Below are 24,304 nucleotides of genomic sequence, written 5' to 3' on the forward strand. Positions count from 1 at the left end.
TATATTCGCCTTAGTCGCTTTGGCTCTTAGATGTGTATAAGAGACAGATGCTGAACCTCTCTACATCAAAGCATTGGAACTAATCCGACGCGTGCTGGGAGATGAGCACCCTCATGTCGCCTTTAGTTACAATAACTTGGCAGGACTCTACGAATCCCAAGGACGGTACACTGAAGCTGAACCTCTCTACATCAAAGCATTGGAAATTGCTGAACGCAGCTTAAGGATAGGTCATCCAAACACAATATTAGTCAGAAAAAATTATGCAGATTTTTTGCATAATTATGCAAATTTTTTAAGGAACAAACAAAGTACAAGTTGAATACTCCACCAAAGAGCCATTTCGTGGAATATCTGGCGAAAAGTCTTAATTTCTCGTGGTTGTGAAAAGAACTGTTCTAGAAAAGCAGCTAAGACTTGACTCACCTGTTCACTAAAATGCGCTGACTACGCCAGTTACCGATCACCCTTTTAGGGATGCCATATCACCCCCAGCAACCGACACACTAATACATTTTTATTGTCTTTTTTTGCAGTCAGACACGGAGATAGGATAAACTTGTACAGTCTTGGGGTGCGATCACTTCTTACCTGCCAGTACTGATGTCATCGCAAAGGTGACGGTCATTATTACTTAGGTTAACACTAGGGTTATTTAGATAGTCATGCAACCAAGTGCAACCTTGTACCAGTAGATCATCTAAATTCAAATTCCACAACCGTACTGTGTTGTCATCACTAGCAGTGACAATGGTCTTACTATCCGGGCTGAAAGCTACGCTCATGACTCCTCCGGTATGACCATTGAGGGTTTGGAGTAGTTGCCCGTTGATATTCCACAACCGTACTGTGTTGTCCCTACTACCAGTAGCAATGGTCTTACTATCCGGGCTGAAAGCTACGCTCCAGACTTCTGAGGTATGACCATTGAGGGTTCGCCGCCGCGTAAATGTCGCCGTGGGCTTGCAGGTAAAACATTCTAGGTTCTAAGATTTCCAAAACTCTTTCAATAGCTTCTGGATCTAACAGAATTCCGCCCAGAATGCCCTCTTCTGCCTCAAAATGGATGCCTGCCGAGATATACGTAAATTGAGACACGTTGTAAAGCTTTGTTAAACAGATTATCCAAACCTTTGATTTACCGTTGTTTCATGGTTGAACTGTAAGAGATCGATCGGTGAAAATATTCCCAAAATTGGCTATTAATGCACAAGTTTGAGATCTTGAAGAGGGTGAAGAGTTGATATTACCATGTAAAACATTGATTATCTCAATATCATTTTCAGGCAGGTTAGTAAATCCAAAAAGCACGTATCGCAACAATAGTTTACAACGTGTCCGTGTTTGCAGGTATCTCGGCAGACACCCATATTTACATATAACGTTACGGGAACTGTGTACAAAGTGGCTACTCTAGTGTAAGTTTTAGCAAGTAAGCTTTAAAGTGTGCTACTGCTTGTGTACAAAGTTATCGTAATGTGGCGAACCCACATATGACCAAACAAAACCCGCTCTCATAAAGAAAAGCGGGTTAACAATCGCTTAATTATCCGAAATGTACTGTTTTACGTTGATTTGTAAGAACTTGAGTGAAAAGTACTCATACCACCAAGCCTAAGCTTTTTGGCAATTCCTCAGACACGTATTTCTGAATACTCTCTAATGTAACGCCAAGGAATTCTACGGGAAGGGGTACAAGTCCGCCTTTTGTTGCATTAATCTCAGCATTTGTCAACTCTTGGATAGAAGCAGTATCAACAGTACGCAGTTGAGAAATTGTAATTTTAGCCATGTTCAATGTTCTTCAATCTAATGTGGAATTTATGCTTATTTTCAAATTACTGGTTAAAAGTAACAAGAAAGTAACAATACACAAATTCCTGACCAATTCCAATACTGCAAGGGATAAAAATTTTAGCTTTGTTGGGTTGAGCACAAGCGTTATCCAACAAATGCTTCTAGATGTTGGGTTTCGTTCCTCAAACGCCACTTCACTCAACGGGGGGAACCCCCGCACGTGAGTGGCTCCCCAACCTACGTGTTTTGGAATTTATATCTCAGCCCTTGTAGTATTGTGACCAATTCTCGCTCTGGTGTCTTTTTATGAACACTTTAAGATATTTTTTTTAAAAAGAAATTTAACTCTAGTTAACCGTTGGTACCCAACCGCCATCCACACGCAAGTTTGCACCATTAATGTAATCAGCAAGAGGGCTACAAAGAAAAGTCACCAAATGAGCCACATCTTCAACAGTTCCCAGGCGATCGGCAGGATTCTTCATCATCCCTTGTAACATATGATGCTGGATCTGCTCCAAATCCGTACCCCATCCTTGCGCCAAACCAATCTGAAGCATGATGTTGTTTAAACGAGGTGTGACAATTGAACCAGGACTGACCGAATTCACTGCGATTCCAGTTCCAGCCAACTCTTGTGCCAAACTGACTGTTAAGTTTAGATTAGCAGCTTTGGTTGCTGAATAGTCAGCCACAGATGTTGGTTTTGTTGCTACAGTACTAGCGATGTTAATGATGCGTCCCCAACCCAGTTCTCGCATTTGCGGCAAAAGTAACAGGGTTGTGCGTATCATAGAAACAACATTAATATTGTAAAGCTCCAACCATTGACTGGGAGTGGAGTTCATCCAACTACTTATTGAATAAGTACCAGCGTTGTTAACCAAAATATCGACAGCACCAAGAATTGATAAAACCTTATGTATTACTTGCTCCGCTCCTTTATCGGTAGCTAAATCACCAAGAGCAACAAACGCGTTTCCACCAGCTGCTATAATTTCCCCAGCAACGCGACTGGCTTGTTGTTCATTCCGACCATGTATAACTACTGTCACCCCTTCTTGTGCTAGTGCCTTAGCAATACCTTCACCAATACCAGAGCTACTACCAGTGACAAGAGCACGTTTTCCTTTCAGTTGCAAGTCCATATTCTCTGCTTCTAACTTAGAATCCAATCTTCGATATCTTATCTTCGCGTTCTTCGTGTCTTTGCGGTTCAAAAACATTTTGATAACCGCAAAGGCGCAAAGAGCACAAAGAGAAGAGCAGAGGTTGTATTATAAATTCAATGTTGGTGAGTTTTAGCTTACTAGCCCTGTCAAGGTGGATGAAAACTTCAGGAAATTAATAGCCTTCTTCCCTCTGCGTACTCTGCGCCTCTGCGGTTAAATAAATGACTTTTGAAACGCAGAGTACGTAGAGAACACAGATGAATCAAAATTTTGTGAGTCACCTTGACAGAGCTAGCTTTAGCGTACCAATGCTGCCACAGGTTCATTTAAAGAAGGAGCCGGACCTAAGGTGACATCACCCCAACGCATGACAGTTGCAATGGCATTTGCCGCTGCACCGAAAGAATAAATAAGAACTAAGTCATTTTCTTGAATCTTACCCCATTGCGCGGCGTGGTATAAATTAGCAAGAGGAAGTACAGGTCCGATGTTCCCATACTTAGGGTAAAGATCGATGGTGCGTTCTGGCTCAATACCCAGTACGCAAGTAGCAAATTTAGCAAACCAGGCAGTTGGTGTGTTGAAAACAAAGAAATTAATTTCGTCGAGTTTCACATTAGCAGCAGCAGCGGCACCCTCAGTGCAAGTGAGAATCAAATCAGTAGCCGTATTGCTGATGACTCGATTTGCGCCCTTACCCGATCGCATAAATAATCGTTGGTTGCCCTGAGAATCCTCTGCCAGTTCAGTGTAAAATGCGCTACGAGTTTCTGCAGCATGAATAATTTTACTACCGAGAATTCCTTGGTTGGCTTTGAGTTCACTCACTACAAAGGCTCCGGCACCATCTCCTGCTATCCAGGAGATGGTATCTCTTTCATCCAGAAGACGAGAATATGCACAGGAAGTAATCACTAGGATATTGCGGTACTCTCCTGACCGTACAAAGGTACTGGCAGTTTGGAGCGCAACTATAGCACTTGAACACATTGAATTAAGATTCCAAGTGGCACAACGCAAACCTAATTCGTTAACTAGAAAAGCAGCATTGCCAGCTATAACTTCTTCAGCCCCAAAAGAGGTGACGATCGCAAGATCGATGTCTTCTAACAAGAAATTCCCTGCCTTCAGAGCGTCTCGTGCTGCACGACACTCAAGGGTTAATGACGATTCATCTGAACTGAGTATGCGTCGCTCAACAGCACCACGAAAGGGGTCTGATAGATAAGGCATCATCTCCTGGTCAAACACATTGCCGGGAGTAGAGCCAGCAAGGGAAAAAAGCCTTCCCAAGCTTTTTTGTTCGGACTGAGTCACTAAGTCTGGGAATTTCTTGCGGTAGTAATCATTTGTATATACGATGTTTGGAAAGCTCACTGCTAGCGAGCGAATGCCTACTGAATAGTCTTTCATTTTAACCTCCTTTAGAATTTGTAGTGGTTTGCGAAATCAAACTGTCGATTCGACCGTCTATTGGTATAAGCTCAGTTGGATCGATAACTACATCAACTACAAAAGGAAATTGAGATGCGATCGCTTTCTCCAAAGCTTGTTTAATATCGGATTCATTATTAACACGGATACCCTCGGCTCCCATAGCGCCAGCAACTTTAACAAAATCCACCTGCGGAATTTCCGTATCCATACCCTTCAATCCCAGACATGCCACGCCCTGACGGCACGTGTTGTAATATCCATCATTAAGAACAATCCAGACAGCAGGAATTTCGTATTTCACAGCCGTACTCACCTCACTGTTCATCAGCATGGCACCATCCCCAACAATGGCAACTGCTTTTTTATTGCTTGCAAGTGCAGCACCAACAACGCCCGTGGTAAAATGACCCATAGAACTAAAACTCGTACTTCCTCGGTAACGACCTGATTCGGTAAATTGCAGTAAGTGATTTCCCCAAGCTAATGAGTTACCTGGTTCTGTCATCACTATTGCATTGGTCTTTTCAACAATCACCTCTTGAATTGCATCCATAAGGACTTGAGGACGCACCAAACCCTTCACACGGGTATTGATTGTCTTGCGTTCAGATCGAGGCAACGCAATTACTGACTGATTTTTATTCTCCGGAAAATACTTTAACAACGCCTTTACAAACAAGCTGACATCAGACTGAATAGCAAACGTATCAACAGACGGATATGCAGTTCCTGGAACTTCCGGGTCGATATCAACGTGTAAGAAACCTCGTTCCGGAAGCATTGTAGGATTCCAAAATGAAGTCAGTTCACCAAGACGCGTTCCAAGTACTAGCGTCCGGAAAGGACAAGACTCTCGCATATACTTCAAAACTGACTCATGCCCGCCAAAGCCGGTTACCCCCACAAACTGAGGATGGTTTTCTGGAAAAATCCCTTTGCCACGCGGCGAACACATGACAGCCGCCCCTGTCCTCTCAGCAAGCTGACGGATTTCTGCGGCTGCATTTCTTGCACCAAAGCCAACCCAGATAGCAAACGCTCTTTGCGACAACAACCGCGCACATTTTGCAATAGTTTCTTCCGTGGCGGTAGCGGGAGCAAGAGAAAGTTGCCCTGGTGACAGTGATGCTTTCATTGAACTTGCTTGGATATTGCTGGGGATACTCAAGTGTGCTACAAAGCCACCAGGTTGGGCTAAGCCTTTTGCAAGCCTGCGATAGATCTGTGGGAGTTCATCATCAGATTCGAGGGTAGTAGCATAATGAAACAGAGATTCTGAGGTAAAAATCCCTGTGGTAGGCATTGTGTAAGCACTAGTTTCTTGGAAAGCCCATCGTCCGCGCCGAGATGCTGGGGTGGAAGGTGATACAAAAATGACTTTTGCACCTTCCCAACGAGCAGCAAATAAACCTGTCATTGCATTAGTGATACCAGGACCGATTGTACTAAACACCACAACCGGGGAACCACTAGCAAAGTACGCTTCAGTCGCTGCAAAAGCTGCTCCTGCTTCATGACGAAAATGAAGCACCCGAATAGAACTATGTTGCAAAGCGTGCCACAAAGGGACAATTGCTCCCCCTGATACACCAAATGCATATTGCACTCCTATTTCTTCCAGCATCTTGACTATTGCAGATGCAACTGAAATAGGTACCAAGTCTGATTGTGAATTAGATTGGCTATTCGTAACAAGTGAGGGAGTTAAAGCGACACTCATAAATTCATTCCTTGTTTGACTTGGTAGGGGCACAACGTAAGAGCGCCCTTACATCTTTTCCACCAGAGGTCTATTAATTTCGGCTTGCTCGTTAACTTTTTGCTGGTCTCTTGATATCAAGAGTAATCCGCTAACAATGATTTGGTAATTAATTATTTTTTGCTAAAAATAAAAAATGATGAATTATTTGTAGATGTTCATTCTCAAACTTACATTTTTTTACTACGACTTAGTTTGGAGCGTTGCGCTTTTCTCCAAGCATGGGGGGTAGTGCCATGACAATCGCGGAACTGAGAGTAAAAATGATTGATATTTTGATAACCCACTTGTAAAGCAATTTGATTAACAGATTCATTAGTTCTTAAAAGCAAGGAGCATGCTTCTGTTATCCGCCGCAAGATAATCCAATCATTAACCGTTTTTCCAGTTAGCCGCCGGACTAAGTTAGTTAAGTAAGCAGAGGAGTAACCAACTGCTTGAGCGACTTCTTTTAAGCTAATAGGTCGGCGATAATTCAGTTCAATGAATTCAAAAACCTTATACAGCCGGGGAATAGATGGAAAGATAGAAGAGATATTACCAGATTTTTTACTCTCTTCAATATTAGACAGTTCCTTCTCTGTTAAATGAGCACGAACAAAACCATTTTTTATTTCAATTACTGTAAAGCCTGTAGCTTCCAAGCATTTCATTAAAAAAAACTTGGTTTCGGGACTTTCATTAACTATTAAAATTTCAATCATTTTTTTAACTATTTAATAAAGTTCCTGTTACATCAAGTTAAGTCTGAGAATTTTAGTGTTTTGGAATTTATGTCTCAGCCCTTGTAGTATTGCAAGTTAAGTCAGTCAGCACAATTAAAGTTAACTAGTGAGAATTGTCATTAGTCATGAGCCATTTGTCATTAGTCACTGATAAAAATTTAAGATATACTACAAATTGTAATAAACTCCTGTTTTCTAGCTACTTAAGATAATTCTCATTCTTTATCTTTATATAATTGCCAATACAATTAACCTATGCACTTGATGTAAAAGATTATCGGAAGTTATAAAATTACCCATATGGGTACTTGTATTTATAAATTTTAGTCATTAATGAAATATAGCAGTCCTAAATGATTTACAAACACCTCTTCCTTGTCCTCCTTGTCTCCCTTGTCTCCCTTGTCTCCCTTGTCTTCCTTGTCTCCCTTGTCTTCCTTGTCTCCCTTGTTTGGATCTCAAATAGGATTGCTATATGTTCAAAAACAATGTAAAGACGCGCCTTAGCACGTCTCTACAAGGATTGTAAACATTTGGTTTCAAAACTATGCAAGAAACTAGTACAACGCGGCGGAAATAAAGCAACCATTTCAAACAGGCAAAAGCCTTGATATACAAAAATTTTGACTTTTGACTTTTGACTTTCGCCTTGCGGTACTAGCTTTGATAAAAGTTCAAGGGTCTGATATTTCTAGCAACAGCAAAAATGACTATTACTGGTTGCACGCTGCATTGTTAGCCGGAGTTGCATCAGGATAAAAAGTACGGACACCGCCTTCTCTTCTCACAAAGATAGCTGTAAAGCTTCTACTGTCATCCGTAACGCTTAAATTACAAACCTGGTTTGTAGTGCTTGTGTTGGGGTTGTTTTTATAAGCTAAAGATGCGATGGATAGAATTTCTTCAGCATTGAGGGTGTAAGGATATCCCTTGATGTTAGATCTAGCAGTACCACTACCTACCGTCATGACAACACCCATGGTATAAACCGTATTGGGAATAACTTCTTCTCTGAATGTGTTATCGTCCAAACGCCCAGCTAAACCCTTTTCCTGAAGCTCTACATAGCGACCAACAAAGTGTAGCCCACCAATAGAACCTCCTGCAACGGGTTCTCCACAGAATACGTGATCGAAGCCATCTACATTAAACCAAACATCTGTCAAGTCTTCTAAGAACTGTGCATCGGAAGTACGACCGATTTCTAAAAATCCACCTACATATGTCTTAACATTAGCTAAGACTGTAGGATTGTTCTGCATTGTAGACTGAAAACTAGAACGGCTAACAACTGTACCAGGTGCGCCACAAAGATTAACGATCGCTGTGTCAAAGCTATTCAAAGTTGGCGCAGGAGGTGTAACATCTGCTGGGCTACCGTAGGCTAAGCCAGAGACGGGGTTATTAATATTGTCAAAGAAAGGCACAGAACCCGATGGTAGGGGGGGAGGAGTGGAAGAACCATAATCGGTAATGACGATCTCATCAATGTTAGTTCTGTTGCCACTTCCATCAGTCTTGCGAACTTCACAGCGAACTGTACCAGAAATATTGGGAGTAAACTGTGCTGTTTGAAGTGTTGTTGAGGTGGTTGTAATTGTAGAACCAATTTGCGTCCAGGAAGATCCGCTATTAGTTGAACACCAAACTCCCCAATTCGTATTACCATCAGAACCAAACTTGGCGTGTTGAATGGTGATAGTCCCAGCACCTGTAGTGCGGTCAAATTTCATCGTCACTCTACCGTTGTTGCGAATGCGCGCAGATTTTGCCCCAGTCTTGCGATCGTTTGCCAGATCCCCAATCAGAGCGTCGTTCATATTCCAAACGCCCGTACCAAGATTGACATCAGCAGCTGCGTAACTGCCTTTAGTGCCAGTCTCAAACCCTTCAGAAATTGTAGCGCTATTGGCACTAGACACTGAAAAGGAAAGCAGTAGGACAGTTCCTCCTGCTACATTCAAAAGTAAATTTAACTTAGACATACTGAACTGGGTAAAATGTTTGACTAAACAATGCATGGGAATACAAGTGGATAACTACACTCAATAGTTGAGCGATCGCATCTAACAAACTCATTTCAAAATGAATTCATAGATGTAAAAAATTCAGTTTCATATCATGTTCGGTCAATAACCTATAAATTCATTGGTTCGTAGTTGCACTGTCTTTGCATGCATTGCAACCACTAACAAGCGTCCTAGTTTTCATCCAAACATGATATTAGACCTCACTCAAAAAATTAGTGAATAACCGCTTCTAATTTCTCATTATTGGATTAAATTTTGATTAATTAATTATTAATATTTAAAATATTTCTTTCAGAAATTTCCAAGTAAATAAACCACAGCATTTTCTTGAGACATTCATATGGTACGGGGGAGGATACCGTAATAAATTAGAGTGACATCCTCACCCGCCCTACAAGACTTACTTTAAGAATCATAAAACAACAAGACTAAATTAAGGGGATATGATATCATCCAATCAACCTATTTTTTCCAAGGTAGCTTTGTACCCATCTCAGTCATTGCAGAAAATACCAGGTAGAGAATAACGCCACTTGCACTAATAAGAAATATAATAACTTCCCGATCCATGTCTATTCATCCTTATGAAATATAAAGTATCTGATTTTTAGAGTACTTGTTCAGTAACGATCGCGCAAGACTAATTCACTTGCGTCTCTACACTAATAATTTGTATCATTATTGACAGAAAAGAATATACGTAGGGCGGCGTAAATAATTTTTACGATGTATGCGTTCGCCCTAGGTATGCCGCAGGCATAGACAGCGGAACTACGAACCGAAAATGGTTTTATGTTTTCTTGCCAACTGACTTGTAAAATTCATCGTTGCTTCTCCTTGGGAATACCGCGTTCTACATTGATAGTAAAAAGTGCTAAAGATCCAGATTTTACGTTAATGTCATCTCTTCTATCCTTTGCAGGGAATTTACTTGCAGTTGTGTTAACCAAGTAATATTTTGCTGATGAATTTCTACACTTTATACCAAACGTTCGGTTTAATTACTAGATTGTCGATTCTAGGTCACTGTTAAAGCATCGAGATTAAGTCCTGCTTAAATAAAGGATGAATGGAATTTGCTGTTAAGAATTTACGGTTGGTCAGCTGTAAAGTGACTTCGTGAATGCCAAAAGATTGTTGGAGATGCGATCGCAACTGCGTGAGTAAGCCATGACTTTCCTCAAAATTTGTACAATCCACAGTGATGTGAGCGCAGAGCATAACTTGCGCCCTGCTAATTTTCCAAACACGGAGTTTTTCAACTTTCACCACTTGAGGAAAAGATTTTAAAGAAATTTCCACCTTAACCGGATCGATCGATGGCGGTGCATATTCCAAAAGAATCAAAAGACTTTCTTGAAGGAGTGGTAAGGCACTCAAACCTGTAAAACCAGCAACAAATAGACTAATAACTGCATCTGCCCACAACCAATTCCAAAGATGAATCGCCACAGCCGCAAGAATGACACCCAAGGAACTCGCAGTATCCGCGATGACATGAAGCAAAGCCCCTCGAAGATTCAAGTCATTATGAGAATGAGGATGAAGCAAAGTGATGTTTAGCAAGTTGACGATTAAACCGATTGTTGCCACCACCAACATTGGTAAGCCTGAAATCCCTTCAGGGCTATGAAGGTGATGAATTGCCTCCCAACAGATAAAAAGAGCAATGACAAGCAAACTCAAACCATTTGCCAAAGCTGCTAAAATTTCAATTCGGCGATGACCAAAAGTTGCCCTGCCAGTAGCGGGTTTCTGCGCCAACCAACTCGCAAGTAACGAGATTCCCAAAGCTGCTACATCAGAGAGAATGTGTTCTGCATCTGCCTGTAAAGATAGGCTACCACTCCACAAACCCACGCTCCACTCGGTTACGAAAAACCCAACAAGCAAAAATATAGTTATTGACAAAATCCGAGTTTTTTGCGGGTTAGAAGCCACTTTTGTTACACCATCTGCACAAGCGCATTCACACCTTTGAATTGAAAGCATCAATCACAACCTCTGTGTAAATTATATTTTTGAAAAAGAATCTATATTTTTAGCATAATAGCGCCCACCAGTAATATTTGTCGTGGGTACTGCTTAATAACTGACGCTTGAGGACGAAGCACAAGTTCCTTGATTTCTCTGCCAACGTATGGAAAGCCTCAGTAATTTCACGCTTTTCTAGAGAAAAATTGTTATAAAAATTATGTAATTTCATCAGGACTTTATAAAAAATTTATTAAGCTTTTCTTCATTACTACATATTATTTTGGATGAGAACACTATTTTATTTACACTCAGTGTTTTAGCCTAAAAAGCAAAGGACTGTCATGCTCCATCCGAAAGTCACATGGCTCATTCCCGTAGCCTTAACTTTACTTGGTTTTGGCTCAAATGTACAAAAAGTAACTGCACAGACTACAGAAAATATTTATGAATTTAGTATTACCTACGACGCATTAGCCATCTTTGGTCCTGTCTTTAACGAGGAAAAAAACATTCTAGATGTAGCCGTTCTAGGTGACAGTATTGGTGATGCCCCTTTCGGATTAACTAAGTTTGATAGCAGAACTTACGGGCAGTTTGACGATCGCGGAACCCAAATATTCAGCAGATTTGATGCAGATCCATCCGTATTTGGCGTAGAAGGCAACCTTCGTGGCGATCGCTACTTTGGTGGTTCCAACGAGTTGTTTGGAAGAGCAAGCGATAGCGCTGTCATCGATCTGGTGCAACAGACTATCGTAGGTGGTGGTATCATAAATGTCACTGGTGGAACAGGTATATTCGAGAACGCCACAGGCTTAATCACGTTTACTCAAGAAGACAGACTGACTCCAAGCTCAACTGATGGTCCCTTAACGTCTAGGGGTGTCGCTGTGCTAAATTTCTCTATACGGACTCCTCAAAGAGTTCCAGAACCAGCCGCCACAACAACATTAGTTACCTTAGGTGTGACTGGAGCAGCTTTGTTGCTACGTCGAAACCGTCGTCGGGGTAATTTTTAATAGGAACAGTGTGAGAGCCTTCTCTGTCCTATCCTGAAGATGGGCAATATCGTTGTGGGTGAGGTTGTGTTTTTTAGCGTTGTTATTCCGACTTACAATCGCAAGCCAATTTTAGAAAAGTGCCTGCGAGCTATGGAAACTCAGAAACTGACAAATGGTAACCTAGAGACAGCAAGTGGCACCTGTGTCGAGGGTTACGAAGTTGTTTTGGTAGATGATGGCTCCACTGATGGCACCCTGGAGTGGTTGGAAACACACAAAAGCGAGTTTCCCCACGTGCGAACATTTCGTCAAGACCATAAAGGACCAGCCGCCGCTCGAAATTTGGGTGTAGAGAAGGCAGTAGGCGACACAATCGTTTTTATTGACAGCGATCTAGTTGTCACAGAGAATTTTCTACAAGCTCATGCTAATGCACTATCCCAAGGAAAAGAGAAATTGGCAAGCGATAAGCCGGGGGAGGCTTGCACCAAAGGCGAACGCATTTTCACTTATGGGGAAGTCATTAATACCTGTAACTTTGACAATCCCACATCTGAACCTTATAAAATAACAGATTTTTCTGCTGCTTTTTTTGCCACAGGAAATGTAGCGATCGCAAAACATTGGCTAGAAGAAGCGGGGCTTTTCGACACCAGCTTCCAACTTTATGGATGGGAAGATTTAGAATTAGGTGTTCGTCTAAAAAAACTAGGTTTAAAACTTATTAAATGTCCCGATGCAGTCGGCTTTCACTGGCATCCTCCCTTTAATTTAGAACAAATTCCTCGCTTAATAGACAAAGAAATTCAACGCGGACGTATGGGCGTTTTATTTTATCAAAAGCATCCCACTTGGGAAGTGCGAATGATGATTCAAATGACTTGGCTGCATCGCTTGCTCTGGGGAATTCTTTCCCTTAATGGATTTTTGAACGAACGGACAATGGCTCCATTTCTACAGTGGTTGATTCAACAAGGTAAACCGCAATTAGCATTAGAAATCGCCAGAATTTTCTTAAACTGGTATAACGTTAAAGGCGTGTATGAAGCGTATGGGCAGGGAGTAGGGAGTAGGGAGTAGGGAGTAGGGAATTTTGTACTTTATATTTCGTGTTTTGTCACTATGCCCCATTCCCCATGCGCCATGCCCCATTCCCCAAAATGTGCTAACCTTGTATGGTTCACTAATCTCGCACATCCAAGGGTTCGGGTGTTTCCTGATATTGGGAAATCCACTTGGATGGAGGTTTAACCCGAATAGGAGTTAAAGAATATGCCAGTTGTTTCATTGGCTCAGATGATGGAGTCAGGGGTTCACTTTGGGCATCAGACCCGCAGGTGGAACCCAAAAATGTCTCCTTATATATATACGTCCCGGAACGGAGTCCATATCATCGACTTGGTGCAAACAGCTCAGTTGATGGAAGAAGCGTATACTTATATGCGAGGGCAAGCCGAAGCGGGTAAAAAGTTTTTGTTCGTTGGAACAAAGCGTCAAGCTGCAGGGATTATTGCCCAAGAAGCGGCTCGTTGTGGTGCTCACTACATCAACCAGCGTTGGTTGGGAGGAATGCTCACCAACTGGACGACCATCAAAACTCGTGTAGATCGTTTGAAAGATTTGGAACGCCGGGAAGAAAATGGTGCTCTCGATCTACTACCAAAGAAAGAAGCAGCAATGCTACGTCGGGAAATGGCAAAGCTTCAGAAGTATCTGGGTGGTATTAAAACCATGCGGAAAGTTCCCGATGTAGTGGTGATTGTAGACCAGCGCCGAGAGTATAACGCAGTTCAAGAATGCCAGAAACTCAGCATTCCCATTGTGTCCATGTTAGATACAAACTGCGATCCGGATGTAGTAGATATTCCAATTCCCGCAAATGATGATGCTATCCGGTCAATTAAGTTGATCGTGGGCAAACTCGCGGATGCCATATATGAAGGTCGTCACGGTCAATTGGATGTAGAAGAAGAATACGAAGATTACGAAGGCGCTGAAGAAGACTTCGACTACGAAGAAAGCGAAACAGATTATTCTGACGCTTTTCCAGATGACGAAGACGACGAATAAAATTGAATTGCTAATGGCTAATAGCTAATAGCTAATTGTTTTTTACCATTAGCCATTAGCCGTTAGCCATTAGCAATTAGCAATTAGCAATTAGCTCTTAACCATTAAGTACGAATTGAGGCAACATGGCGGAAATATCTGCAAAAATCGTCCAAGAGCTACGCCAGAAAACTGGTGCCGGCATGATGGACTGCAAAAAAGCACTGCAACAAACTGATGGTGATATAGAAAAAGCTATCGAGTGGTTGCGACAAAAAGGCATTGCAAAAGCCGAGAAGGGAGCAGGACGGATTGCGGCAGAAGGTCTAGTGGACAACTATATTCAACCAGGTGGGCAGGTTGGCGTAGTCATAGAAGTTAACTGTCAAACTGATTTTGTTGCCCGTAATGATGCCTTCAAAGCCCTAGTTCAAAACTTGGCAAAACAAGCAGCAACTGCTGACAGTGTTGAGTCATTGTTGGCTCAACCCTATATAGAAGATGAAAGCGTCAAGGTCGAAGATTTTCTCAAGCAAAGTATTGCCCAACTTGGTGAAAATATTCAGGTTCGCCGATTCACTAAATATGACCTAGCAGAAGGCACACAAGGAGTTATAGACAGTTACATTCACACTGGCGGTCGAGTCGGTGTGTTGGTTGAACTGACCAGTCAAGCTGAAGCAGGGTCTGGAAACGAGCAACTCCAAACTCTAGCGCGCAATGTAGCCATGCAAATAGCGGCTTGCCCCAACGTTGAGTATGTCAACGTAGATGAAATTCCAGCGGCAGTTGTCCAAAAGGAAAAAGACATCGAAATGGGGCGGGATGACTTGGGTAACAAACCACAGAACATTAAGGAAAAGATTGTTCTAGGACGAATTGAAAAACGCCTCAAAGAAATGACTTTGGTGGATCAACCTTACATTCGCGATCAAAGTATCACCGTGGAGGAATTGATCAAGCAAAGCGCAGCACAAGTAGGCGGAAGCGTCCAAGTTCACCGTTTTACTCGCTACGTACTAGGTGAGGGTATTGAAAAGCAAGAAAGCAATTTTGCTGAAGAGGTAGCTGCCCAAATGGGTACTCAGTAAATGACTCTCTTCACCTAAAAGATTTCCATTAAGCGTAGGGTGGGGACTGCCCACCTTACAAAAATGTTTATTAATATATTAAGCTAGTGTCCTTAAACAAATTTATCCTACAATAATTAAGTGCATTTGTACCATATTCGGTTCAGATGGGCGATAAATAATAAAAGTATGGCAAGAGCGATTGAACGAATAGAACGGGATATTCAGGCATTAGAAGAGGCGATTCAAGCGATCGCTAAAGAACTTCAAAATGCTTATGCCAATTATTTAATGACCCTGGGACAAACTGTACGGCAACAGTTAAATCAAGCAACTTACTACCTATGTACCCAAGGGTATCCTGAAAGTTTCTTGAGGTTGTCCTTAAATCAGCGCCAGCAATTGCAAAAATCTGTCCGTAAGTTTGGTCAGCAAACAGCAGAACAGTTGCAAGCTTTAATGAAAAGCGAGCAACAGGAAGCAAGTCAAGATGAGCAGAACAAAGAACAACGGGAAGATAAAAACAATGAGCGAGATGAAGAAAATAGGAAAAATGACGAAGATGGTACAAAAGAAGAACTGAGAAGCAAGGGAGGAAGGGAGCAAGAAAGCGACAAGGAAGAAAATCCCTCATTGTTTGCCTCTCTTCCCTTTTCCCCTCCATCCCCTATATCCGCCTTATTCTCCTTGTCAGAGCGATCGCCAGTACCCTTACCTCCATTTCCAAACTCCTCTAACCCCATAGAAATACTGAAATGGCAGCATGGTTTGGAAAGAGCAGTGCAAGATAAGCTGAAGTTGGTTTCACGTGACGCTAATCTTCTGTTACAGCGATCGGGTATACTGCCTAAAAAATTACCAGAGCCTATTTTGGAAGCAGCCGCAGCCGCAGCTTCAGAGGCTTCTGCTGAAGTTATGCCAGGACCCCCTAACTTACTCAACTTGGTGATTGAAGTTGATGGCGAGCAGCAGTCAGAAGAACCAAATTTGACACAGATTATGGCTCTTAACCTGCGACTTGGAGAAATTGAGTTTAATGATGTAACGCTGTCATCTAGCCGCAAGCAGATCCGGAGTATCCTCATTCAACTAAATAAGCTAGGGCAAGAGTACCACAAGAAACAGCGAGAACGGTCAATTGCTCAAGCAGAAGCAGCTTGGCGTGCTATTTGGTCTGATGAATTTTAGATTTTGGATTTTCGATTTTAGATTGAATCCAAAATCCCAAATCCACGCATCCAAAATTTTAAATCCATGATTAATGACAAGCCAGATTGGACTCGATTACAGAAAGCCTTAGCTATAGAGGCAGAACAGGGTTTTACCGATTTAATGGGTAAGCAATATCGCTTCAGTGAATTTTTTACCCTAACTTTCGGCAAATTTCCCATGGGATTGCCCACCAATGAACGCCGTCGCTGGCAAGAGTTATCGGCTGAATTTGCTAATTATTCCAATCTGGTGTTGCAAGATAGACAACGTTTAATCTCAGAAACTCGCAAGTATCTTTATCAATTACAGCAAACTGTTGAGAACGAAACAATAACATCTTCTTCATCTCCTTCATCTTCGTCATCCCCCTCAGGAGATCCCTCCTCATCTCTTCATCCTCATTCACCTACTCCAGAATTCTTTCTTCCCAACCCCCAACCCCCGTTGTCCAATCTCCAATCCCCAATCCCCAATCCTCAATCCCCAATCCAGAATCCAAAATCCAAAATCCAGAATCCAAAATCGTTGCCGAGGTCAGTCGAAGACTGGCTCCCAAAATTGACCAAAAGCTCAGGGAATTACCAGAAATAGGAATCAAAAAAGCTGGAAGTTTAGAGCGTCTTGGCTTAGAGACAGTGCGCGACTTGCTTTTTTACTATCCCCGCGACCATATTGATTATAGTCGTCAAGCTCATATCCGCGAGTTGGAGGCGGGAGAGACAGTGACGATAGTAGCAACCGTCAAAAGTTGCAACTGTTTCACTAGCCCTAAAAATCAAAAGTTAACAATATTAGAATTATTACTGCGAGATAACACCGGACGCATGAAAATTAGTCGCTTTTTCGCAGGTACGCGCTATAGCAGTCGCGCTTGGCAAGAAAGTTTAAAGCGGCGCTATCCACAGGGTAGCATTGTAGCGGCATGTGGATTGGTTAAAGGAAGTAAGTATGGGTTGACTTTGGAAGATCCAGAAATAGAAGTTTTAGCACATCCGGGAGATACAATAGAGGCACTGAGTATCAATCGAGTGTTGCCAGTTTATGCCCTAACAGAGGGTGTGGGTGCGGATCTCGTGCGTCAAGCAGTGACTGCCGTTTTACCTTGTGCTTCCTCTCTCAAAGATCCATTACCAAGTGGGTTGCGAACTAAGTATGAATTGATGGAATTGAAGGAAGCAGTAGCTAACATTCACTTTCCTTCAAACAGTATTACCCTTCAAGCTGCCCGTCGTCGTCTTGTTTTTGACGAATTCTTTTACTTACAACTGAGTTTACTTCAACGGCAACACTATGCAAAAGCCAGTCAAACCAGTGCTATTTTGGCTCCTAAAGGTGAGCTATTAGAGAAATTTTACAACATACTGCCGTTTAAACTGACTAACGCACAGCAACGAGTTGTTAATGAAATTCTCAACGATTTACAAACATCTGTGCCGATGAATCGTTTAGTTCAAGGGGATGTAGGTTCTGGTAAAACGATTGTTGCTGTGATTGCTATCCTGGCTGCTATTCAATCTGGGTATCAAGCAGCACTGATGGCTCCTACTGAAGTTTTGGCAGAACAGCATTATCGTAAGTTAGTGAGTTGGTTTAATCTTTTGCATTTACCAGTGGAATTACTGACGGGTTCTACAAAAATAGCAAAAAGAAGACAAATCCACGCTCAGTTGGAAACTGGTGAATTACCTCTGTTGGTGGGAACTCACGCATTGATTCAAAACCCGGTTAACTTTCAACGGTTGGGTTTGGTGGTGATTGACGAACAACATCGCTTTGGAGTGGAACAACGGGCAAAATTGCAGCAAAAAGGCGAGCAACCTCACGTTTTAACAATGACAGCAACTCCCATTCCTCGAACACTTGCGCTCACAATACACGGGGATTTGGATGTAAGCCAAATTGATGAGTTACCACCCGGACGGCAAAAAATTCAGACAAATATCCTCACAAGTCAGCAGCGAACTCAAGCTTACGACCTCATCCGTAGAGAGATTGCTAAGGGACAACAAGTTTACGTGGTTTTGCCATTGGTGGAAGAATCGGAAAAATTAGATGTGCGATCGGCAGTGGAAGAGCATCAAAAGTTACAAGAAAGTATTTTTCCTGAGTTTCAAGTGGGGTTACTGCACGGTCGCATGAGTTCGGCTGATAAGGACGAAGCTATTAGTAAATTTCGGGATAATCAAACTCAAATTTTAGTTTCGACCACTGTTGTAGAGGTAGGTGTAGATGTACCAAATGCAACAGTTATGCTCATAGAAAATGCGGAACGATTTGGTTTATCGCAATTGCACCAGTTACGAGGACGTGTTGGTAGAGGTGCGGCTCAATCTTACTGTTTGTTGATGAGCAGTTCTAGAAGCCCTGACGCACAGCAACGCCTGCGAGTTTTAGAACAGTCACAAGATGGCTTTTTTATCTCTGAAATGGATATGCGTTTTCGCGGTCCCGGTCAAGTTTTAGGAACTCGTCAATCTGGTATACCTGACTTCACTTTGGCAAGTTTGGTAGAGGATGAGGAAGTGTTAGTTCTGGCGCGACAAGCAGCAGAAAAGGTGATAGAGATAGACGCCAGTTTAGAGCGTTGGTCTTTGATGAAAGAAGAGTTGAAATATCGGTATGAGCGGTTAATGGGGGGAGCAATTATGACATGATTGACTGTCAGTCTCTTTCTAGTGTTTGAGAACTCTCGATTTTGAATGGTGAATATTCGTGAGGTACACTGAAGAAATCCACCTTATTGCATCCTTCTGCCATCTGCCTCCTTCTCAAAACTTTTCTATTTCTTGAAATTTTGTTAACTTGTATATAAAGTCGCAGATTAACATAATATATTTAAAATCCTTTTTAGCTACTTAGACCAAAAGACAGTGCCATAATGGTAATTCCATTTACAGATAGGGAATTGAGTTCTCCCTCGGTTGAAACACGAGGGATTCTACATGGTTGTTACTCCGTGGGCTAAAGCCACACTCCGTAACTTTGTACGAAATGTATTCTTTAGATTGCGGAATAAATCATACCGATGTGGCAGACTCAAGGCTGCCCTACCCACCTTAACTAGAACAAGTCCTAGCTGTGTGGCTACTTTTCTCATGATGTTGGCTGCACCGTTGCAGTCACTATTAATTAAAAAACCTTTTTTGGTCTTGTAAATACCGCGCTCAATTCTCTCACCTGATGCCTTCCATCCGTTGGGTTTCTCACCAAATGTAGGCAGGAAATCATCATCAAGAAATGACGCTTTTGATGTGTATGACTCTTCAGTAACTGTCAAAACAACTCCGTACTCTGGGCAGAGTTGTTTAAGCCGTTCAATCAATCTACCCGTTGGAATGGGTACGAAATTTTGGTTTCCACGTTTGCCCATATCTGAACCATTTTTCTGCCCTTCATTCCAACCAACAATAAGATTACCGATACCGTCAGCAAGGCATCGATTAATAATGAATCTTGCTGCTTTATTAATGGCATCTCTCATCTGATTGTTGCGTTGGCGTTGAATTCTATCGAGGTTAGCATCCCAATAAAAATCAGACTTGCCTTGTTTGTATTTGGCAACCAGACGACAATAACCTTGATTCATTGACCGTAACTTTTTACCATCAATAATCAAACTTTGTCCCAGTGTTGAAACACCTGTCATCCAATTATTACCACCGTGGTCGAAACTCCAAGCTTGTGTGTAATCAAGATTGGGATTAATCTCAATTATTTGTTTACCGTCATCGATAACCCAATCAATCCACAACTGACCGTAACAAGGACGTACTGTCACCTCCTTTACCCAATCAGAATCAATGAATTCAGGCGAGGGTAAAGCAATTTCAGTTAACAAATGTGGTTTAGTTTCTCTACTGATTGATGGATAAAAACAACCATCTTTGTAAGTAAGTGCTTGTCGTGGGAACGTAACTGCTGCAAGTCCACCACTTTTTCTGTATTGTGGTAATGATGGTCTATCAACTTCACCTCTGTAGTAAGCGTTAACTAATCCGTTGTAACTGGTTATTGATTCTCCTACAGATTTCAATGTTTGCTGTGCGGCTTGTGCGGCAAGAGCCTTGTAATGTGGATTGTCCTTAAGAATTTTATCTAGTTCGGGATAAGTCGTAAAACATTTGTATGTCTTCCAACCGTGCCGCAATTCATCACCACGCCAATAAGTTGTAAAAGCATTACCCAACTCTTCAAGTCTTGAATAATGAGTTTGACGAACGTGATAAAGAGCGCAATTCATCAAACTGTTAGCGTGTTGGCATTGGTCTATCCAAAACAATTCTTCAATATCTGTAAACTTTGCCTTAACTGGTAAAGTCTTGTACACTTGTTATCACCTCCTGTTGTTTATTATTTTAGATACTACACACTTTAGCAACAGTATTCCGCATAAAATGGCAAAACTTTCTCAAGAAGACCACGACTACAGAAGAACTGAGAATTCCGTGTCCTCAATCAATTATCATTTTGTATTTGTACCAAAAAGACGAAGACCCGTCTTAGTCACTGATGTGGCAAGAAGACTGCAAGAAATTATTTTTGAATTAGTGCAAGAACACAACTGGAGACTTATCGCATTAGAAATTCAACCTGACCACGTGCATATGTTCATCAATGCACCCACAGATGAAGCCCCCTCACAAATTGCGCTCCGGGGTTAAAGGTAGAGCATCTCATCACTTAAGAAAAGAATTTCCAGAACTTTTAAAACTACCTGCTTTGTGGACTCCAACTTACTTTGTAGCGTCAACAGGACAAGTTAGTACAGAGGTAGTTAAAAAGTACATTGAAAATCAGCGTGGGAAATGAAGACAACAGGTTAAAACCTGTTGTGTCGCGCTTCATCCCCTGGTTAAAAACACAGGGGTTCTCGCGCTCCCACTATGTTTTGATAGAAAAAGCTTGGAGAGAAAATAAATTAGCTTCTAATAAGACACCACGCAGTAATGCTCATCGGTTACTTTTGTTTTATGCAGTAGAATGTGGTCTAAAGGCGATTTTAATGCGGAGACAGGAAAAAAACCGTTCTGATTTATGTACAGATATTTCCGAATGTCAACATGATGTCAACAAGCTGTTGGATTGCTTATCTGTTCGCAAAACTCTAAGGATACCAGCACAACTCAGCATGAAGCCAATCAAAGGTAAAAATGGTTATGATGAAAGAAAATTTACTCCTGGAGATGTTAATCAGATGTGGCGTTATGGAGGATATTGTGCAACATCAGGTATAACAGACCAAGATTTAGAGAAAAAATTATTAGAAATAGTACACTGGATAGAAGAAGAATTGAAAAAACCATGAAATCTCTAAGATTACTAACTTGGTTAGATGTTAGAAGGATAATTCGTCATCAGACTAAATATGGTCGTAAATTCCCTGATGGAGTAGCTAGAATTCGTTGTTTTTCCGACGGTTTAGAGATTGGTCTTATTAATGAGAAAGCAAAAAATATTGCTACAAATACATTAAAAGAATGGTTTGGAGACTGGTATCAAGAAGAAGAATCAGTCATTCAACTCGATCTGGGTGACGCCATATTACCAGTGGAGTTTATACCTGATGAAGAACCATGCACAACTGACATCTCTCTGCGCCCGTTTTGGGAAGAAGTTGCTTATCTTGATGGCGATCTAAATATAGAAACTGTAGTAACCAAACTAGTTAAGCTTCCAGAACCTTATGTAGAAAAGCCTAGTTTAATAGCCTTTTATTCTTTTAAAGGTGGTGTGGGAAGAACATTATGTTTAGCAGCTCATCTTTTTGCTTTACTAGATAGAGCTAAAGAGATAGATAAAGCTATAACTATATTAGTTATTGATGCTGATTTAGAAGCTCCTGGGCTTACTTACTGGAATCGCTTTGAAAAGCAACAACCTACCGTTTCTTTCATTGATTTTCTTGAAGCTTACCACTACTCTCCTATTGGAAGAGAAGAAACGCTTTCGTGGTTTGCTAAAGAAGTTGAGAAATCTCCTAAAAATGAAGGAAAAGCAACTGTTTATTTTTTACCAGCGTGTCTTGAAGATAATCAATTATTAGATACACCTATTTTACCTGAACAGTTGATTTCAAGTCCAGGTTCTGCTTGGGAATGCGGTAACGCTATCCATAGTTTAGGTCAAGCTGTTGGTGCTGATTATGTACTCATTGATTTGAGGGCAGGCTTGAGTGAAATATCTAGTCCTATTATCTTCGATCCAAGAATTCAACGTTTCTTGGTATCAACTATTAATGACCAATCTGTTAGAGGTATAAGTCTTGTTCTCAAGCAAGTTGCTCAAATCGCTCCATCAAAAGCAAAAGTTGATGATGAAAGTTACTACGATCCATCTGTGATCGTGAGTATGCTAACGCCAGAGTTGAAATCATTACCAGTATTTGAAGATGCGCTATCTAGATTTCAGTCTGTGTACGTACAGCCTGAAGAAGATAATTTATATGCCACTAGATTGGAAATAAAAGAGACTTTTTTTGCTCAAGATTTACTGTATGTTAATAACTGGGAAGATGCTCGTTTTAAGCTCAGTCAAACTACTGTTATGCAAGTAGCTCATGGGTGGGCAGAAGAACAATTGCAAATTGCTACAACTCAAGAGCTACTTTCAAAACCTATAGAAAAACATGAACGACTTACAGATGTACGTCGGCTTAGAGAATTATGTCAGCAATATGAATATGCTGAACAAGGTCGAGGAGAAGATTTATTAGTAACGGAACCATTAAAAAACTTAGCAAGTAGTTTTAGAGAGGAATTACCTCATATAGTATCAATTGGAGCCAAAGGATCTGGAAAAACTTTTAACTATATACAGTTATCACGTTTCAAATATTGGGAGAATTTTTTAAATCGTATTGATAATAAAGCTCCCCAATTCATTCAACAAACACATATTTTTCCTTTACTTGAATCAAGCAATGTTCAGGATAATGCTAAAACTATTATCAATGAAGCTAGAAATGAGGCTAGATTAGCTTTTAATAACAGTGTTTCTGAGTTTTTAGCTTCTGAATTTAGAGACAAGATTAAAAGAGCAATTGTATCAGAATCGTGGAGTGAACCAGAATGGACAGAATTTTGGATTAGTGAAATGTCGAAAGCTGTTGGTATTAATATTGAAGCCGAAAGTCCCACTATCCTTGGTATTATAAACCGTAAATTAAAAGAACAAGGATTACGTATTGTCTTTTTGTTTGATGGCTTAGAGGATGTGTTTCCAAATATTGCATCTAGTAAGCAAGAGAAAATTGCCTTAAAAGCATTAATTGATGATTTACCGAAAAAGCTATCTGAAGTTCGGCAATCTCATCTCGGAGTCATAATTTTTCTCCGGCGTGATTTTCTCCGTTTTACAATTACTCAAAACTTGAAACAGTTTGAAAACTTATACCGTTCTTATGATTTATCTTGGGATAAAGATTCTTTTTTGCGGTTAGTTTTTTGGCTTTGTAGTGAGTCAAAAGTCATAGGAGCAGAAAAAGGGAATATCGATAGTCTCGGTAAAGAAGAATTAGAGAAGTTATGGGGGAAAAGACTAGGGTCAGATAATGCTAAAGAAGCTTATACAGCCTCTTGGGTATTTGCAGCTTTAACTGATTTTAATGGCAGACTTCAAGCAAGGGATATTGTTCGTTTCTTGTACCATGCGGCAGAGATAACAGTCAATAGATCTAAAGAAGTGCAATTTGAGAAGTGGTCTAGCAGTCGCCTTTTGCCTCCTGAAGCAATTCGTCGTGCTTTGAAACCATGTAGTGAAAAGAAAGTTGAAGAAGCAAAAGAAGAGTACCCAGAGTTTAAGGCATGGGTTGATGACATACTTCCTAAGTATACCCCCGAAGAACGAAAAATTCCTTTTGCTGTTGAACAATTTAATATGGAGCAGCAAACAGTGAGAATGTTAGAAGAAATGGGAGTGATTTACGAAGATAAAGAAAAACAAGAAGAAGCACGGTTTTATATGCCAGAAATCTTTCGTGAGGGTTTGGGCTTTTCTGGCAAAGGAGCAAGACCTCGTATATTGGTATTGAAACGTAAAGTATTGGGAAACGGAATTTTGTAAGTAAGCTAAACGTA

At 41.1% G+C, this 24,304-nt stretch carries 18 protein-coding genes and 3 pseudogenes; 10 read left to right on the plus strand and 11 right to left on the minus strand.

Annotated elements, in window-relative coordinates:
* Nucleotides 1–43: 43 nt before the first annotated feature.
* Nucleotides 44–322, plus strand: a pseudogene (locus tag F7734_RS40590) (tetratricopeptide repeat protein); the annotation flags it as partial.
* Between the two features lie 265 nt (nt 323–587).
* Here the strand turns inward: F7734_RS40590 and F7734_RS61135 are convergent.
* The 9 genes from F7734_RS61135 to F7734_RS40630 all read right to left on the minus strand — a co-directional run bounded on the left by F7734_RS61135 (nt 588) and on the right by F7734_RS40630 (nt 10,912).
* Entirely contained in the window at nt 588–842 is a 255-nt protein-coding gene (locus F7734_RS61135) for a hypothetical protein (RefSeq protein WP_243147354.1), read from the minus strand.
* A gap of 40 nt (nt 843–882) precedes the next feature.
* Entirely contained in the window at nt 883–1,098 is a 216-nt protein-coding gene (locus F7734_RS66405) for a DnaB-like helicase N-terminal domain-containing protein (protein WP_166482458.1), read from the minus strand.
* Nucleotides 1,099–1,600: 502 nt separating this feature from the next.
* Nucleotides 1,601–1,792, minus strand: coding sequence for a hypothetical protein (locus F7734_RS40600; RefSeq protein ID WP_155750080.1), 192 nt, complete (start codon nt 1,790–1,792; stop codon nt 1,601–1,603).
* Nucleotides 1,793–2,144: 352 nt separating this feature from the next.
* A complete protein-coding gene (locus F7734_RS40605; protein ID WP_243147355.1) occupies nt 2,145–2,972 on the minus strand; it encodes an SDR family NAD(P)-dependent oxidoreductase in 828 nt (275 codons plus the stop codon).
* 294 nt (nt 2,973–3,266) lie between these two features.
* Nucleotides 3,267–4,382, minus strand: coding sequence for a 3-oxoacyl-[acyl-carrier-protein] synthase III C-terminal domain-containing protein (locus F7734_RS40610; protein ID WP_155750081.1), 1,116 nt, complete (start codon nt 4,380–4,382; stop codon nt 3,267–3,269).
* 1 nt (nt 4,383) lies between these two features.
* Nucleotides 4,384–6,126, minus strand: coding sequence for a ScyA-related TPP-binding enzyme (locus F7734_RS40615; RefSeq protein WP_155750082.1), 1,743 nt, complete (start codon nt 6,124–6,126; stop codon nt 4,384–4,386).
* Between the two features lie 209 nt (nt 6,127–6,335).
* Nucleotides 6,336–6,869: an AraC family transcriptional regulator gene (locus F7734_RS40620; protein WP_155750083.1), complete on the minus strand. Its 534-nt coding sequence runs from the start codon at nt 6,867–6,869 to the stop codon at nt 6,336–6,338.
* A gap of 734 nt (nt 6,870–7,603) precedes the next feature.
* Nucleotides 7,604–8,875 carry an EndoU domain-containing protein gene (locus tag F7734_RS40625; RefSeq protein ID WP_155750084.1) on the minus strand — a complete coding sequence of 424 codons (1,272 nt, stop codon included), beginning with the start codon at nt 8,873–8,875 and terminating at the stop codon, nt 7,604–7,606.
* Between the two features lie 1,074 nt (nt 8,876–9,949).
* Nucleotides 9,950–10,912, minus strand: coding sequence for a cation diffusion facilitator family transporter (locus F7734_RS40630; protein WP_155750085.1), 963 nt, complete (start codon nt 10,910–10,912; stop codon nt 9,950–9,952).
* Between the two features lie 326 nt (nt 10,913–11,238).
* Here F7734_RS40630 and F7734_RS40635 point away from each other — a divergent pair, with 326 nt between their 5' ends.
* Nucleotides 11,239–11,916 (plus strand): hypothetical protein, encoded by a 678-nt coding sequence (locus F7734_RS40635; protein WP_155750086.1) that lies wholly within the window; start codon nt 11,239–11,241, stop codon nt 11,914–11,916.
* A gap of 39 nt (nt 11,917–11,955) precedes the next feature.
* Nucleotides 11,956–12,978, plus strand: a complete 1,023-nt coding sequence (locus F7734_RS40640) for a glycosyltransferase family 2 protein (protein ID WP_155750087.1) — start codon at nt 11,956–11,958, stop codon at nt 12,976–12,978.
* A gap of 103 nt (nt 12,979–13,081) precedes the next feature.
* Here F7734_RS40640 and F7734_RS61145 read toward each other — a convergent pair whose 3' ends face one another.
* Complete coding sequence (locus F7734_RS61145) at nt 13,082–13,246, minus strand: hypothetical protein (RefSeq protein ID WP_166482457.1); 165 nt, start codon at nt 13,244–13,246, stop codon at nt 13,082–13,084.
* Here F7734_RS61145 and rpsB point away from each other — a divergent pair.
* From rpsB to recG, 4 genes and pseudogenes are all read left to right on the plus strand, one after another.
* A complete protein-coding gene (gene rpsB / locus F7734_RS40645) occupies nt 13,171–13,968 on the plus strand; it encodes a 30S ribosomal protein S2 (RefSeq protein WP_155750088.1) in 798 nt (265 codons plus the stop codon). The two genes, F7734_RS61145 and rpsB, sit on opposite strands and share 76 nt — an antisense overlap.
* 125 nt (nt 13,969–14,093) lie before the next feature.
* The gene (tsf, locus tag F7734_RS40650; RefSeq protein WP_155750089.1) at nt 14,094–15,038 is read left to right on the plus strand and encodes a translation elongation factor Ts; all 945 of its coding nucleotides are present in this window, start codon (nt 14,094–14,096) and stop codon (nt 15,036–15,038) included.
* A gap of 168 nt (nt 15,039–15,206) precedes the next feature.
* Complete coding sequence (locus tag F7734_RS40655; RefSeq protein ID WP_155750090.1) at nt 15,207–16,205, plus strand: primosomal protein; 999 nt, start codon at nt 15,207–15,209, stop codon at nt 16,203–16,205.
* A 66-nt stretch (nt 16,206–16,271) separates the two neighbouring features.
* Nucleotides 16,272–18,883, plus strand: a pseudogene (recG, locus tag F7734_RS40660) (ATP-dependent DNA helicase RecG).
* 284 nt (nt 18,884–19,167) lie between these two features.
* On the opposite strand, the gene F7734_RS40665 reads toward recG, so the two are convergent.
* Nucleotides 19,168–20,556 carry an IS200/IS605 family accessory protein TnpB-related protein gene (locus F7734_RS40665; RefSeq protein ID WP_166482459.1) on the minus strand — a complete coding sequence of 463 codons (1,389 nt, stop codon included), beginning with the start codon at nt 20,554–20,556 and terminating at the stop codon, nt 19,168–19,170.
* A gap of 67 nt (nt 20,557–20,623) precedes the next feature.
* Here F7734_RS40665 and tnpA point away from each other — a divergent pair.
* From tnpA to F7734_RS40680, 3 genes and pseudogenes are all read left to right on the plus strand, one after another.
* Nucleotides 20,624–21,038, plus strand: a pseudogene (gene tnpA, locus F7734_RS40670) (IS200/IS605 family transposase).
* A 79-nt stretch (nt 21,039–21,117) separates the two neighbouring features.
* Entirely contained in the window at nt 21,118–21,534 is a 417-nt protein-coding gene (locus F7734_RS40675; protein ID WP_155750091.1) for a hypothetical protein, read from the plus strand.
* Nucleotides 21,531–24,290, plus strand: a complete 2,760-nt coding sequence (locus tag F7734_RS40680; protein ID WP_155750092.1) for a ParA family protein — start codon at nt 21,531–21,533, stop codon at nt 24,288–24,290. Before F7734_RS40675 ends, F7734_RS40680 begins: the two co-directional genes overlap by 4 nt.
* Nucleotides 24,291–24,304: the final 14 nt, after the last annotated feature.

It is taken from the genome of Scytonema sp. UIC 10036 (genome assembly GCF_009725235.1).

What these genes read in the sequence shown, in the direction of transcription:
- F7734_RS40600 (WP_155750080.1), bottom strand. Translation starts at nt 1,792, where the DNA reads ATGGCTAAAATTACAATTTCTCAACTGCGTACTGTTGATACTGCTTCT.
- F7734_RS40610 (WP_155750081.1), bottom strand. Translation starts at nt 4,382, where the DNA reads ATGAAAGACTATTCAGTAGGCATTCGCTCGCTAGCAGTGAGCTTTCCA.
- F7734_RS40615 (WP_155750082.1), bottom strand. Translation starts at nt 6,126, where the DNA reads ATGAGTGTCGCTTTAACTCCCTCACTTGTTACGAATAGCCAATCTAAT.
- F7734_RS40620 (WP_155750083.1), bottom strand. Translation starts at nt 6,869, where the DNA reads ATGATTGAAATTTTAATAGTTAATGAAAGTCCCGAAACCAAGTTTTTT.
- F7734_RS40625 (WP_155750084.1), bottom strand. Translation starts at nt 8,875, where the DNA reads ATGTCTAAGTTAAATTTACTTTTGAATGTAGCAGGAGGAACTGTCCTA.
- F7734_RS40630 (WP_155750085.1), bottom strand. Translation starts at nt 10,912, where the DNA reads ATGCTTTCAATTCAAAGGTGTGAATGCGCTTGTGCAGATGGTGTAACA.
- F7734_RS40635 (WP_155750086.1), top strand. Translation starts at nt 11,239, where the DNA reads ATGCTCCATCCGAAAGTCACATGGCTCATTCCCGTAGCCTTAACTTTA.
- F7734_RS40640 (WP_155750087.1), top strand. Translation starts at nt 11,956, where the DNA reads ATGGGCAATATCGTTGTGGGTGAGGTTGTGTTTTTTAGCGTTGTTATT.
- rpsB (WP_155750088.1), top strand. Translation starts at nt 13,171, where the DNA reads ATGCCAGTTGTTTCATTGGCTCAGATGATGGAGTCAGGGGTTCACTTT.
- tsf (WP_155750089.1), top strand. Translation starts at nt 14,094, where the DNA reads ATGGCGGAAATATCTGCAAAAATCGTCCAAGAGCTACGCCAGAAAACT.
- F7734_RS40655 (WP_155750090.1), top strand. Translation starts at nt 15,207, where the DNA reads ATGGCAAGAGCGATTGAACGAATAGAACGGGATATTCAGGCATTAGAA.
- F7734_RS40680 (WP_155750092.1), top strand. Translation starts at nt 21,531, where the DNA reads ATGAAATCTCTAAGATTACTAACTTGGTTAGATGTTAGAAGGATAATT.